This is a genomic window from Aliivibrio fischeri, assembly GCA_038993745.2.
Lineage (GTDB): Bacteria > Pseudomonadota > Gammaproteobacteria > Enterobacterales > Vibrionaceae > Aliivibrio > Aliivibrio fischeri_B.
In genome coordinates this window covers 1,459,354-1,471,923 of record CP160629.1, presented here as the reverse complement: position 1 = coordinate 1,471,923, position 12,570 = coordinate 1,459,354, and the positions used below count along the sequence as shown (strand labels likewise).

Here is a 12,570-nt window from a genome sequence, read left to right as displayed (position 1 = left end):
ATGATTAAATTTTGCCAATTTGTGTTTCATTAATATGCTGACGAACAAATTCCATGAAAACATGGACTTTCTTAGGCAAGAATTTTCGTCTTGGATAAACGGCATACAGGGGCATTGATTGGTTTAATTCCCAATCAGGCAAGAGTTGAACAAGTTTACCTGTTTGCAATTCATCAGAAAGAAGATAAGTGGCAATATAACCAATACCATTACCTGCTATGGTGGCATTACGAATGGCATCAGCTGAGTCAATACGGTAGTTACCAGACACTTTTATCTGAAGATTTTCATCCTCTTTATGGAAGCCCCAGACGTCATCTTTACGCTCTCTACTAATATAGGTTAAGCAATTATGCTTTTTTAAGTCATAAGGATGGTAAGGGATCCCTTGTTTTGCCAGGTATAGCGGACTTGCAACTAATACAAAGTGGCAATCAATTAGGTGACGTGCAACAAATCCTTCTGGTGGGGAATCCATGACACCTATCCATAAGTCTAATTGCTCTGCAATCACATCGATCTTATGATCGAACAAAGTGATCTCTATATTTAGTTGTGGATAAGCATGGTGCAGTTCTGACAGGTAAGGAAGAATGTGGTTAGTAGCAAATGATTGCGCGATACCAACACGTAATTTACCTTGCAGGTTATCAATATTGGTCAGCAATTCATTTTCAGCTTCGTTAATTTCATCGGCGATATTAGCGCAATGAACTGCGAAGGTTTGTCCTGCTTCAGTTAGAGAAAATGAACGTGTTGTACGTTGAACCAATTGGACACCTAAACGTTCTTCTAATAATTGAATTTGTTGGCTTACTTGAGTTCGAGATATATCAAGAAGCTGTGCGGCTTTGGTAAAGCTTTGTTGTTGAGTTAAGGCGTTGAACACAATCATTTGTTTGGCTTGCTTTAACATGTATATCTCTATTCATTATTAGTATGGTTGACTCCATTGTAATGGAGGGACTGTGCTGAATAAAGTAGCTTAGGTGTTTGTTTTTAGTATCCATAGAAACTGTAATGTTATTCATGGTAGAGTTTCAGTAAGAATCAAAATTGATTAAGGATGATGTCATGTTATTTCCGTATAAGAATATCGTAATTTTAACTGGTGCTGGAATATCGGCTGAGTCGGGGATTCAAACTTTTCGTGCCAGTGATGGGTTATGGGAAAACCATCGAATTGAAGATGTTGCAACTCCAGAAGGTTTTTTGAATGACCCGGATTTAGTGCAGGATTTCTATAATAAACGTAGAGCTCTGTTAAAAAGCGATAATATTCAACCTAACGCAGCCCATAAAGCACTCGCTAAACTTGAAAAAGAGTTGGATGGTACGGTGACAATCGTGACTCAGAATATTGATAATCTACATGAGCGCGGTGGAAGCACAAATGTGATTCATATGCATGGTGAGTTAAACAAGATTCGTTGTGAAGAATCGAATCAAGTGTTTGAGTGTACTGATGATATTCATACTGGTGATTTTTGTCATTGTTGCCAAATACCAGCTCAGTTACGTCCTCATGTCGTATGGTTTGGTGAAATGCCATTAGAAATGGGCAGAATCCATGAAGCGTTAAATCAGGCGGATTTATTTATTTCGATTGGTACGTCAGGTTCTGTTTATCCTGCTGCTGGTTTTGTGCATGAAGCTCGTTTACATGGCGCACATACTATTGAGATTAACTTGGAGCCAAGTGCTGTAGATGATGAATTTGAAGAGAAACGTTATGGTAAAGCGGGTGAGTTAGTACCTGAGTTGGTTTCGGAACTATTAGAAATATAACTTTTAATAAAATAAAAAAGCCAATAAATCATTAGATTCATTGGCTTTTAAATGTGTTGTATTACGATGTAATAGATGGGTATTACATATCAACTTTTAGCTTTTGGAAGTATTCGTCATAAAGCGTACTTGCTTCACCAACTTCGTCTTGCCATTCACCTGAATCCATTACAGATTGAGGAGGGAAGATGTTTGGATCATTAGCAAACTCTTTAGGTAAAAGAGGGTATGCTGATTTAACTGGTGTTGGGTAGCCGATTTCTAATGCAATTTTAGCGGCGTTTTCAGGACGTAGTAAGAAATCCATCATTTCGTGTGCAGCATCAATGTTTTTTGCACCTGAAGGGATTGCTAGGCTATCCATCCAGAAGATAGCGCCTTTTTCTGGCCATACGATTTGAATGTTTGCACCTTCTTCACGAGCCATGTAAGCAGAACCGTTCCAAAGCATACCAACACTTGTTTCACCCGCTAAGTATGGGTTTGCAGGGAAGTCTGAGTTAAACACCAAAATGTTAGGCATTAGTTTTTTCAGTTCTTCGTAAGCGGCTTTGATTTCTTCAGGATTTGTTGTATTTGCTGAGTAACCAAGTTTAGTTAATGCGATATGGAACACTTCACGTGAGTCATCCATCATCATTAACTGACCTTGCCATTTTTCATCCCAGAAATCGTTCCAAGAATGAAGCTCATTCGGGTTCATCATATCAGCATTTACGCCGATACCTGTTGCGCCCCAAATGTAAGGAATAGAGTAGTTGTTATTTGGATCAAAAGGCTTATTTAGGTAGTTTGGATCTAAGTCTTTGAAATGAGGTAATTTAGATTTATCAATCTTTTGTAGCATACCTTCTTTGCGCATTTTCGACACAAAGTAAGTTGAAGGAACAACTAGATCATATCCAGAACCTTGAGTTTTTAATTTAGCGTACATGCTTTCATTCGACTCATACGTCGAATAGTAAACTTTGATACCAGTTTCTTTAGTGAAGTCTTCAAGAACTTCATTTGGAATGTATTCTGACCAGTTATAAAAATAGAGCTCTTTATCTGCAGCTTGTGCATTACCAGCGATTAAGGCTGCAGCGCACAGTCCTGTAGAGACGAGAGTTGTCCACTTTTTCATTTCCTTCTCCTATATATGAGGGGAGTATCCATAATTGAGCGCGCATTATAGCAATTTTTGCAGGAGACTGCATGTCATTGCAAATCAATAACTTGGCTTAAATCAAGGTAATATAAATTAGTTTGTAAAGAAATTTGTGCGAGGGAGATCAAAAATGGCAGCGATATACGCTGCCATTAGTAAGGTTCAGTAAGGGTTAGGTTACTGTCCGGCTTTCAGTTTTAAGAAGTACTCTTCGTATTTAACTGTCATGTCACCAACTGCAGATTGCCACTCAACGCGGTCTAAATCTTCTTGTGATGGGAACAGAGGTGCAACGTCTTTAAACTTGTCGTTTGATGCTTTAACTGCTGTTAGGTAGCCAGTATCAGCTGAAATGCGTGCTGCGATTTCTGGACGAAGTAAAAAGTCGATCATCTTATGAGCTGCTTCTACATTGTTTGCGCCTGAAGGGATTGCAAAGTTATCAACCCAACCGATACCACCTTCTTTAGGGAAGATAAGTTTAATAGGTAAACCTTCAGCTTGAGCGGCTGCTGCAGAACCATTCCAAAGCATACCAAGACCAACTTCGCCAGCCATGTATGGTGCACCTGGGTTGTCTGAGTTAAATACTAATACGTTTGGCATTAGTTTTTGTAGCTCAGCATACGCTTCGTCAATTTCTTTCGGGTTTGTTGAGTTACCTGAGTAACCTAATTTACGTAATGCAATGTGGAATACTTCACGAGTATCATCCATTAACATTAATTGACCTTCAAACTCTGGGTTCCAAAGGTCGCCCCAGCTATTGAAGTCATCTGGGTTGTACATTTCTGTGTTTACAGCAAGACCTGTGATCGCCACTACGTGTGGAATAGAGTATTCATTCTTAGGATCAAATGGCTTGTCTAAGTAGTTCGTATCCAATTGAGTGAAGTTTGATAGTTTTGATTTATCAATTGGTTGAAGCATTTTTTCGTCACGCATTTTTGCAACGAAATAAGTTGAAGGAACAACTAGGTCATAACCTTTATTGTGAGCCTTCATTTTAGCGTATAAAGTTTCATTTGACTCATAAGTAGAGTAGATAACTTTAATGCCAGTTTCTTTAGTAAATTCTTCTAAAATATCACTGTTGATGTATGGTCCCCAGTTCATGAATACCAATTCATCATTTTCTTTTGCGTTTGCAACATTCATTGTTAGTGCTAAAGCGCAGGCGGTTCCAGTAAAAAACGCAGCCATTTTGTTCATTGATTGACTCTCCATTAGAGTGATAAAAAAGAAGACATGTCGAACAAAAGGCATGTCTTCCAGATTTATTGTTTACATGAAACGATGGTTTGCATGAAACAATTAATTTAAAACAATAGAACTATTACTTAATTTTTTCTCTTGCTAATAGTTGTGAAAGTACAACTAAAATCAGAGAAACAAACAACATTACTGTTGCTAAGGCATTCACTTCAGGTGAAATACCTACTTTAACCATTGAGTAAATCTTCAATGGTAAAATTTCGTAAGTTGGACCCGTTACAAATGAACTGATGATTACATCATCCAATGAAAGGGTAAAACTTAATAACCAGCCAGCAGCGACAGCTGGTTTTGCTAGAGGAAGGATAATTTGTTTAAGAATTACCCATTCACTTGCACCTAAATCACGTGCAGCTTCTAACATTTTTACATCAAAGCCTTTTAAGCGGCTATAAACTGTTACTACCACGAATGGTAAACAGAAAGTGATGTGAGCAATTAATAGTGTTAAAAAGCCAAGTTCAAAACCGATTACAAGGAAAATAGCCAGTAATGAAATTGCCATCACGATATCAGGAGACATCATCACAACAAACAGTAGACCATTAACAAACTTTTTGCCTTTAAACTGATAACGGAAAAGGGCAACTGCAGTTAAACTACCAATAATGGTTGCAGCGGTACCTGAAATTACTGCGATAGTAATAGAGTGCCAAGCTGCTTGCATTAAGCTGTCATTGTTTACTAGCGCTTCATACCATTTTGTAGTGAAGCCGCCCCATTTCATACCAAATTTACTTGCGTTGAATGAGTTCGCAATCAGAACGATGATTGGTAGGTATAAGAAAAGATATACCAAACTCATAAAACTAAATCTAATTGTGCGTCCCATTAGTCTAGATCCGCCTTTTTGTTTAATAACTTGCCTGCACGGTAGTAAGCATAAAGCATTAATGCCATCGCCAAGGTGAGGGCGATACTGGTCGCTGCACCAAATGGCCAATCACGTGCGTTCAATACTTGGCTCTTAATTACGTTACCAATTAGTAGGTTTTTAGCACCACCTAATAGATCAGAAATATAGAACATTCCAAGAGCTGGAAGTAACACTAATAAACAACCGCCAATAATACCTGGCATTGTTAGTGGCAATACAATCTTCCATAAAGTTTGAAGTTTGTTTGCACCTAGATCACGAGCCGCTTCTAAGTAAGTACCGTCAAGTTTTTCAATTGCTGAATACAGTGGCAAAATCATGAAAGGTAATAGAATGTAAACTAAACCAATCATTACTGCTGTTTCTGTGTACATAATGCGTAATGGTTTATCGATGATATCCATTGCAATTAGGCTTTTATTTAAAATACCTTGAGTACCTAACACAATTTTTAACCCATAAGTACGGATTAATGAGTTAGTCCAAAAAGGAACAATAATTAAAAACAGCATAAATGGGCGCCATCTTTCAGGCATTTTTGCAACGATGTAGGCAAATGGGTAACCCACAACCAAACAGATTAACGTTGCAACAATGGCCATATAAAATGAATGCCACAGCACTTTTGCATATAGTGGATCAAAAAGACGTAGATAGTTATCCATCGTAAACGTCATTTCGATTAAATTTGCTTCATCACGAGTTAAGAAGCTAGTACCGATGATCATTACATTTGGAATGAAAACGAACAGCAGTAACCAACTAACAATAATTGTGATGATGATATTTTGGAGATTAAACTTCTTGTTCATCTGCTAACACCACTTCCCAGCTTTCAACCCAAGTAATTGCTACTTTTTGACCTAAAGAGTGATCAACATCTGGATCATCTTCATTAAAGAACTCACTGATCATTACACGCATACCTGAATCTAACTCAAGTACAGAGTCTAAAGTCATACCTTTGTACGTACGTTCACGTACATAGCCAGTGATGCCTTTATTATCAGACTCTTTGATTTCTTCTAGGCGTAAATCTTCAGGACGAAGTAATACTTTCACTTTATCGCCAGGAGCAACATCAAGGTCGCAATATACGATAGCTGAAGTATCTTCGATTTCTGCTTTAATACGTTTTTCATCAAGACGTTCTTGCACTGTAGCAGCAAATACGTTGATTTCACCGATGAAGCGAGCAACAAATAAGTTCTTTGGTTCTTCGTAAATTTCACGAGGAGTACCGTCTTGTTCAATAACACCATCACGCATTACGATAATACGGTCAGACATTGAAAGAGCTTCTTCCTGGTCGTGAGTTACGAAAATAAAAGTAATACCTAACTGACGTTGTAATTGTTTAAGTTCAATTTGCATTTGCTTACGTAGTTTGTAATCAAGCGCAGATAAAGATTCATCAAGAAGAAGAACCTTAGGCTTGTTTACAACTGCACGAGCAATTGCGATACGTTGTTGTTGACCACCAGATAACTGATGAGGCTTACGGTTTGCCATTTGAGCTAAACGAACCATTTGCAGAGCTTCTGTTACACGAGGCTCAATTTCTGATTCTGCAACTTTTTGCATACGTAAACCAAACGCAACGTTCTCAAACACCGTCATGTGCGGGAATAGGGCGTAGCTTTGGAATACGGTATTCACATGCCTCTGTTCTGCGGGCACTGACGTTACATCTGTCGAATCCAATAAAATTGTTCCTGCATCAGCGGTTTCGAAACCTGCGATCATGCGTAACACTGTGGTTTTACCACAACCTGAAGGACCAAGAATTGTTAAAAATTCACCGTGATTTACATCTAAGTCAAAATTAGAAATCACTTCTTTGCCATCAAAGCTTTTAGAAATACCAGTTAATTTAATAACTGCTTCTTTTTCGGATTGTTGTGTAACGTTCAATGTCTTTTTATCTCCGCCTTGGGTAGTGATACCGCGTTTAAGTGTTGATTATAAATGGGGATTTCGGGCGCATAATAGACCCCATCTCACAATATGAAAAGTTTTTTTTATTTGATATGGCAAACTTTTTTAAAAGTCGTTGATTTTCAATCTGTTTGTGTATCTATTTTGAGCTTTATTATAGACGAAAATCAGTAAGTTGGTGTCATTTGTTACAAATAACTTTGTATTTAGATAATTTCTTTTTTATGAATACTGCACTCAAGCTTTGAAATACGTATAATCGCCCCATGTTTTATTGTGGTACACAGAAATGAGTGAACAACCAAAAGAGAAAACGTTTATCTTAGGTGGCAGTATTGAAAAGGCAGTTTCAGGTCAATTTGAGTTAAGTCCTGTGAGTGTTCTTCAAGAAGCTTGGAAAAATACGGTTAAACATTTTTTCGTCTTTTCTCCAGCAATACTATTGCTAACATTCTCATATATGGCGGTATTCTTTTTAGCGCTTCAAATCCAACTTGGTGATCCTGCTGTTTTGTTTAAGGCATTTTTGGGTGAAACAGAGCTAACGACGAAGATTTCGTATGCTGCATTTGTTGCTGGTTTGAGTGCTCAAGTTATTGTTTCTCCATTAACAGCTGGGGCAAGTTTAATGGGAATGAGCCATGCAGCAGGTCTAAAATGTCGAACAAGCTATATTTTTAAAGGGATCGCTTCGGCAGGAATGGTAGCGTTAGTTACGATTTTGTCTGAAGTTCTGCAAGGCATGGTAAATATTTATCTACCTATGGTTGCGTTATACCTATCTATGGCTTTTGGAATGTCGATTTTGCTTGTTTGTGAAAAGAAAGTATCACCACTACAAGCTTTGCTACTTTCATTTAGAGCAACAAATAAAAAATTAGCGTCTATGCTATTAATTCATATTGTTATTATGCTGGCATTGGTGTTCGGTATTGCATTATATGGTGTTGGTTTGATTGTAGTTATGCCTTTCATTTTCAACGTGAAAGGGATTATTTATCGCAATATGTTTGGTATTACTTTAAAAGTAATGGTTAAAGATAAGAGTGGAGATGATGAGGATAAACCTGATCAATCTGTTCAAAATGATATTTTCAATGCGTGAGTTTAATAATGATTAAAAAAATCTTAATTTTATCTACTGTATTAATGATGGCAGCATGTACACCTAAAGAAGAAGTGCCAGATTTTAAAGCATTTAAAGATGTTAAAGAAAAAAAGGCCGCTTTTTTTAACTTTATGTATCCAGCGGTTATTGCTGAAAATACTCGTGTTAAAAAAGAGCGTGCGTTTATTGAATCTTTAGTGATCAAAAACGACAACGATACTGCTTTGTCGTCAAAAGAGTTAGAAAAGGCTACAGAGTTATCAAAAGCATACAAAGAAAAGCTAACTGATAAAGGCGTAACGGCTGAGTGGCTTAATAATATGCTTGTTAAGGTTGATTACATTCCTGCGCCTTTAGTTCTTAGCCAAGGAGCTAATGAATCTGCATGGGGCACATCTCGTTTTGCTCGTGAGGCTAATAACTACTTCGGTCAGTGGTGTTACACTAAAGGTTGTGGTGTGGTACCAAGTAAGCGTAATGAAGGTGCGGTACATGAAGTGGCTAAGTTTAATTCATCTCAAGAAGCGGTACATGCTTATTTTATGAATGTAAACCGCAATAATGCGTATGCTGATCTTCGTAAAATCCGTATGGAATTGCATGCTTCTCCACAAAACTTAACACCAGAGCAAGAAGCGAATGTATTAGCGAATGGTTTAATTCGTTACTCAGAGCGTGGCGAGGCATATGTTGAAGAAATTCAAGCGATGATCCGCCACAACAGTCAATACTGGAGATAAAATGAAAAAATGGATTAGTGCGACGACGTTGTCACTATTGTGTTTGGCACTACCTGTGAAAGCTGAGCAGTACCGCTTTACGTATACAAAGCTTTACTATCAATTAAAAGTGAACCAGAAAGAAGGACATGATGATGTTCGCATGGCACTTTTCTTTAACGATGCTAAAACAGGTAAAGCTTGTCAAATTATAAAGGCATGGATGGAAAAAGAAGAGCATTATGAGGAATTTACGATTCCGAGTAACCAAGAACTGCCTCTTCCAATCGATAACAATTTAAAGTCAGCTAATCCGTTAGTTTATATCCAAACAGAGGAAGGTAAACAGTGTGATATCTCTATGGAGGTATTAGCAAATAAATCTTTCCGTGATTCTGTATCAGCTAAAGAACTCAGAGACTTAACGGTTCAAATGGATGCGATGCTTGCAGATATTGGCGGAATGTTTGCCAAATATTTCATGCCTGATGTTGAAGGCGTCACCTTCATTTTTAGTGACACTGTCACTAGTGGTATTACTGTTTCAACAGGGGATGTACTGCCACTTAATAATGGAAAAGTAACAGTAGATCTTAGAAAGTATAAAGATGATGTGAAATTTGTTTTACCAGGTGAAGCATTAAAAGTTACTCCATGGTTAGTAAAATAGTTCGAATAAAATCAAAATAAAAAAAAGGCGCAAACGGTTAACGTTTGCGCCTTTTTATTTGGTATTAGATAATTAATCTACATTCACAACATCTAATTTTAATGATGGGTCAAACTCTGCAACTGCATCGTCAGCATCAACGGGTAATGTTGGCATTTCTTCTTTATCAAAACCAATATCACCACCGTTAATAACACCTGAATCACGGTTGATGCTCTTAAAGTCAAATGTATTAAAGTCAGCTAAATGACTTGGAACTACGTTTTGCATTGCAGTAAACATAGTCTCAATACGTCCAGGGAACTGCTTATCCCATGTATTAAGCATTTGTTTAACGTTTTGGCGTTGCATGTTAGGTTGTGAACCACAAAGATTACATGGAATGATAGGGTAATCACGCATATCAGCGTATTTAATAATGTCTTTTTCACGACAGTACGCTAAAGGACGGATTACAACGTGCTCACCATTGTCTGAAACTAGTTTTGGTGGCATGCCTTTTAATTTACCGCCGTAGAACATGTTTAAGAACATAGTTTCTAGAATATCATCACGATGGTGACCAAGAGCAATTTTAGTTGCACCTAGCTCTTTTGCTGTGCGGTATAGAATGCCACGACGTAAACGTGAACATAGAGAACAAGTTGTTTTACCTTCAGGAATTTTATCCTGAACGATAGAATAGGTATCTTCTTCTACAATTTTGTATTCTACACCTAACTTCTCAAGGTATTCAGGAAGAATATGTGCAGGGAAACCTGGCTGTTTCTGGTCTAGGTTTACAGCGATTAAGTCAAATGAGATCGGCGCACTTTTCTTTAAGCTCATTAAGATATCAAGCATAGTGAAGCTATCTTTACCACCAGATAGACATACCATGATGCGGTCACCGTCTTCAATCATATTGTAATCGGCAATAGCATTACCTGTATTACGACGGATTTTCTTTTGAAGCTTATTGAAATTGTATTGCTGCGCTTTAGTTAATTCGCTCATTTACTTACTCTAAACTAATGGTGGAACTGATAAGGCGGGTATTATACCCAAACAAGATCAATAAGCGAGTTTAGACGAGATTATTTTGGGAGAAAAGGGCCTAATACTTGTTCAGAATTAGGCCTTATTGAAATTTAGCTGATATGGTTAGGGTCCAAAGGGCTAATATAACCATCTGGTTTTAATGCTAAAATATCACAGTTAAGTAAATCTAAAGTGTTTTCAGCAGTGTTACCAATAAAAATTGCAGACAACCCCGTTCGGCCTGTTGTACCAAGAATTACAAGTCCTGCGGTAAGTTCGTCTTCAACTTCAGAAATGACTTCTTCAGTTGGCCCTTCATATACGTGAGTTTGCTCTTCTGGAATACCGTATTTTTGTCTTAATGCTTTCATTTGTGTCAAATGGTGACCACGAATAGCATCTTTATATTGCACAGCATTAAACTCAGGTAATTCCACATGAATAGATGGTGGTGTTGATGGATAAGCATTAACTAGGTGAGGTGTTGAGTTTAACACTTCAGCGAAATAGATGGCTTCATCAACCATTTTATCATTCAGTTGTAAGTGTGCAGGGTTTTCAGACCCAACATGTACTGAGGCTAGAATGTTACCATTTTCAGGCCATGGGCGCTCTTTAACCAATAAAACAGGAATAGGAGACTTGCGTAACAAATGCCAATCCGTTGGCGTAAAGAATACGGTCTCTAATTTTGCGTGTTGACGTGTTGCCTTTATCAATATGTTATAGTTGCCATCGAAGATTTCATTAATGATGGCTTCATAAGGACGGTTATGCCAAACGACTTTGATGGTTATGGTGACATGATCTGATTTAGAATAATCAGCAATAACATCATTAAGCATTTTTACTTTTTGTGAGACTACGCCATTACGCATCGCCATCCGCTCATCAGCTGATAGCATAGAAGTCATCTCATAAGAAAAATCATAAGTAGTACAAAACAGAGTGATCTCACTTGGTTTTGTAGTTCGATTAGCAATATCTAATGCACGTTTTAGTGCAGGTTGTTCTTCCTGATCTATGATCCCAGCAACAAGTATTTTACGGTAGCGGTTCATACTAACCTCCTTGGTAAAAACCAAATTCATAAAACTGTTCTGTTATCTATACTGTAGCAGTTAGGGAGTGAAAGTGGGGAAGTTAGATGCAAAAAAGTGAGGTACATCAAGAGATATACCTCACTTTTTAAAAGCAGTAATTTTTACGATTTACTTAATTTCTTTCGCAGAACCGGCAAGCTCAGCTAGGGCATCATGATCGTTGATTGTGATGTATTTGCCTTTTACTGTTAGCATTTCAGTTTTTTGGAAACGACCTAATAAACGGCTAATTGTTTCAACCGTTAAACCTAGGTAGTTACCAATATCACCACGTGTCATTGTTAAACGGAATTCTCTTGGAGAGAAGCCACGTTGATGAAAACGAGTCGATAGATTGTAAAGGAATGCCGCTAAACGTTCTTCTGCATTCTTTTTAGATAGAAGAAGAATCATTTCTTGGTCGCCTTTAATTTCATTACTCATTAAGCGCATGATTTGCTGACGAAGTTTTGGCATTTTTCCTGATAAATCATCTAAGATTTCATAAGGAATTTCACATACCATCGATGTCTCAAGAGCTTGAGCAAAACTAGGGTGTTGAGCTTCCGTAATTGCATCAAAACCAACGAGATCACCAGCTAGATGGAATGCAGTGATCTGCTCATCACCTTGTTCTGTGATCGTATAGCTTTTGATTGTGCCTGAACGTATAGCGTATAAACACTTCAGTTCATCACCAGCTTTAAATAGCTCTTGGCCTTTTTGAATAGGCTTTTTACGTTCAATGATCTCATCTAACTGATCTAATTCAGAATCATTCAAAGTAAATGGGATACATAACTGACTGATACTACAATCTTGACAGTGAATAGCACAACCGCCTGACTGAATTCGTTTGTTTGCTGAGTTATCTGACATCATCTCATTCAATGCTCTTATATTTGATATAGGTCAATTTTAAACTAAGTCGCACTAAAGTGGT

13 protein-coding genes are annotated in these 12,570 nt (G+C 37.6%); 4 read left to right on the top strand and 9 right to left on the bottom strand.

Features of this window, described 5'->3' with window-relative positions; translation table 11 throughout:
* Nucleotides 1–4: 4 nt before the first annotated feature.
* Entirely contained in the window at nt 5–916 is a 912-nt protein-coding gene (locus tag AAFX60_007120; protein XDF76571.1) for a LysR family transcriptional regulator, read from the bottom strand.
* Between the two features lie 158 nt (nt 917–1,074).
* Between AAFX60_007120 and cobB the strand changes: the two genes are divergently transcribed.
* Complete coding sequence (cobB, locus tag AAFX60_007115; protein XDF76570.1) at nt 1,075–1,788, top strand: Sir2 family NAD+-dependent deacetylase; 714 nt, start codon at nt 1,075–1,077, stop codon at nt 1,786–1,788.
* An 82-nt stretch (nt 1,789–1,870) separates the two neighbouring features.
* Here cobB and AAFX60_007110 read toward each other — a convergent pair whose 3' ends face one another.
* From AAFX60_007110 to potA, 5 genes are all read right to left on the bottom strand, one after another.
* Nucleotides 1,871–2,914: an extracellular solute-binding protein gene (locus AAFX60_007110; protein XDF76569.1), complete on the bottom strand. Its 1,044-nt coding sequence runs from the start codon at nt 2,912–2,914 to the stop codon at nt 1,871–1,873.
* Between the two features lie 201 nt (nt 2,915–3,115).
* Complete coding sequence (locus tag AAFX60_007105; protein ID XDF76568.1) at nt 3,116–4,150, bottom strand: extracellular solute-binding protein; 1,035 nt, start codon at nt 4,148–4,150, stop codon at nt 3,116–3,118.
* A gap of 124 nt (nt 4,151–4,274) precedes the next feature.
* Complete coding sequence (potC, locus tag AAFX60_007100; GenBank protein ID XDF76567.1) at nt 4,275–5,045, bottom strand: spermidine/putrescine ABC transporter permease PotC; 771 nt, start codon at nt 5,043–5,045, stop codon at nt 4,275–4,277.
* Nucleotides 5,045–5,902, bottom strand: a complete 858-nt coding sequence (gene potB / locus AAFX60_007095) for a spermidine/putrescine ABC transporter permease PotB (protein XDF76566.1) — start codon at nt 5,900–5,902, stop codon at nt 5,045–5,047. Before potB ends, potC begins: the two co-directional genes overlap by 1 nt.
* Entirely contained in the window at nt 5,886–7,004 is a 1,119-nt protein-coding gene (potA, locus tag AAFX60_007090; GenBank protein ID XDF76565.1) for a spermidine/putrescine ABC transporter ATP-binding protein PotA, read from the bottom strand. The genes potB and potA overlap by 17 nt, the downstream gene beginning before the upstream one ends.
* A 313-nt stretch (nt 7,005–7,317) precedes the next feature.
* Here potA and AAFX60_007085 point away from each other — a divergent pair, with 313 nt between their 5' ends.
* From AAFX60_007085 to AAFX60_007075, 3 genes are read left to right on the top strand one after another with little or no spacing between them, the layout of a single operon-like run.
* Entirely contained in the window at nt 7,318–8,133 is an 816-nt protein-coding gene (locus tag AAFX60_007085) for a hypothetical protein (GenBank protein XDF76564.1), read from the top strand.
* 8 nt (nt 8,134–8,141) lie between these two features.
* Entirely contained in the window at nt 8,142–8,876 is a 735-nt protein-coding gene (locus AAFX60_007080; protein ID XDF78861.1) for a glucosaminidase domain-containing protein, read from the top strand.
* A 1-nt stretch (nt 8,877) separates the two neighbouring features.
* On the top strand, nt 8,878–9,525 hold the full coding sequence (locus tag AAFX60_007075) for a DUF2987 domain-containing protein (GenBank protein XDF78860.1): 648 nt from the start codon (nt 8,878–8,880) through the stop codon (nt 9,523–9,525).
* A 72-nt stretch (nt 9,526–9,597) separates the two neighbouring features.
* On the opposite strand, the gene ttcA is transcribed toward AAFX60_007075, so the two are convergent.
* From ttcA to AAFX60_007060, 3 genes are all read right to left on the bottom strand, one after another.
* The gene (gene ttcA / locus AAFX60_007070) at nt 9,598–10,521 is read right to left on the bottom strand and encodes a tRNA 2-thiocytidine(32) synthetase TtcA (protein XDF78859.1); all 924 of its coding nucleotides are present in this window, start codon (nt 10,519–10,521) and stop codon (nt 9,598–9,600) included.
* A gap of 134 nt (nt 10,522–10,655) precedes the next feature.
* Entirely contained in the window at nt 10,656–11,606 is a 951-nt protein-coding gene (gene uspE / locus AAFX60_007065) for a universal stress protein UspE (GenBank protein ID XDF78858.1), read from the bottom strand.
* A 150-nt stretch (nt 11,607–11,756) separates the two neighbouring features.
* Nucleotides 11,757–12,509 carry an FNR family transcription factor gene (locus AAFX60_007060; protein XDF78857.1) on the bottom strand — a complete coding sequence of 251 codons (753 nt, stop codon included), beginning with the start codon at nt 12,507–12,509 and terminating at the stop codon, nt 11,757–11,759.
* Between the last annotated feature and the right edge of the window lie 61 nt (nt 12,510–12,570).

What these genes read in the sequence shown, in the direction of transcription:
- AAFX60_007105 (XDF76568.1), bottom strand. Translation starts at nt 4,150, where the DNA reads ATGAACAAAATGGCTGCGTTTTTTACTGGAACCGCCTGCGCTTTAGCA.
- potC (XDF76567.1), bottom strand. Translation starts at nt 5,045, where the DNA reads ATGGGACGCACAATTAGATTTAGTTTTATGAGTTTGGTATATCTTTTC.
- potB (XDF76566.1), bottom strand. Translation starts at nt 5,902, where the DNA reads ATGAACAAGAAGTTTAATCTCCAAAATATCATCATCACAATTATTGTT.
- AAFX60_007060 (XDF78857.1), bottom strand. Translation starts at nt 12,509, where the DNA reads ATGATGTCAGATAACTCAGCAAACAAACGAATTCAGTCAGGCGGTTGT.
- AAFX60_007110 (XDF76569.1), bottom strand. Translation starts at nt 2,914, where the DNA reads ATGAAAAAGTGGACAACTCTCGTCTCTACAGGACTGTGCGCTGCAGCC.
- cobB (XDF76570.1), top strand. Translation starts at nt 1,075, where the DNA reads ATGTTATTTCCGTATAAGAATATCGTAATTTTAACTGGTGCTGGAATA.
- AAFX60_007085 (XDF76564.1), top strand. Translation starts at nt 7,318, where the DNA reads ATGAGTGAACAACCAAAAGAGAAAACGTTTATCTTAGGTGGCAGTATT.
- ttcA (XDF78859.1), bottom strand. Translation starts at nt 10,521, where the DNA reads ATGAGCGAATTAACTAAAGCGCAGCAATACAATTTCAATAAGCTTCAA.
- uspE (XDF78858.1), bottom strand. Translation starts at nt 11,606, where the DNA reads ATGAACCGCTACCGTAAAATACTTGTTGCTGGGATCATAGATCAGGAA.
- AAFX60_007120 (XDF76571.1), bottom strand. Translation starts at nt 916, where the DNA reads ATGTTAAAGCAAGCCAAACAAATGATTGTGTTCAACGCCTTAACTCAA.
- AAFX60_007080 (XDF78861.1), top strand. Translation starts at nt 8,142, where the DNA reads ATGATTAAAAAAATCTTAATTTTATCTACTGTATTAATGATGGCAGCA.
- AAFX60_007075 (XDF78860.1), top strand. Translation starts at nt 8,878, where the DNA reads ATGAAAAAATGGATTAGTGCGACGACGTTGTCACTATTGTGTTTGGCA.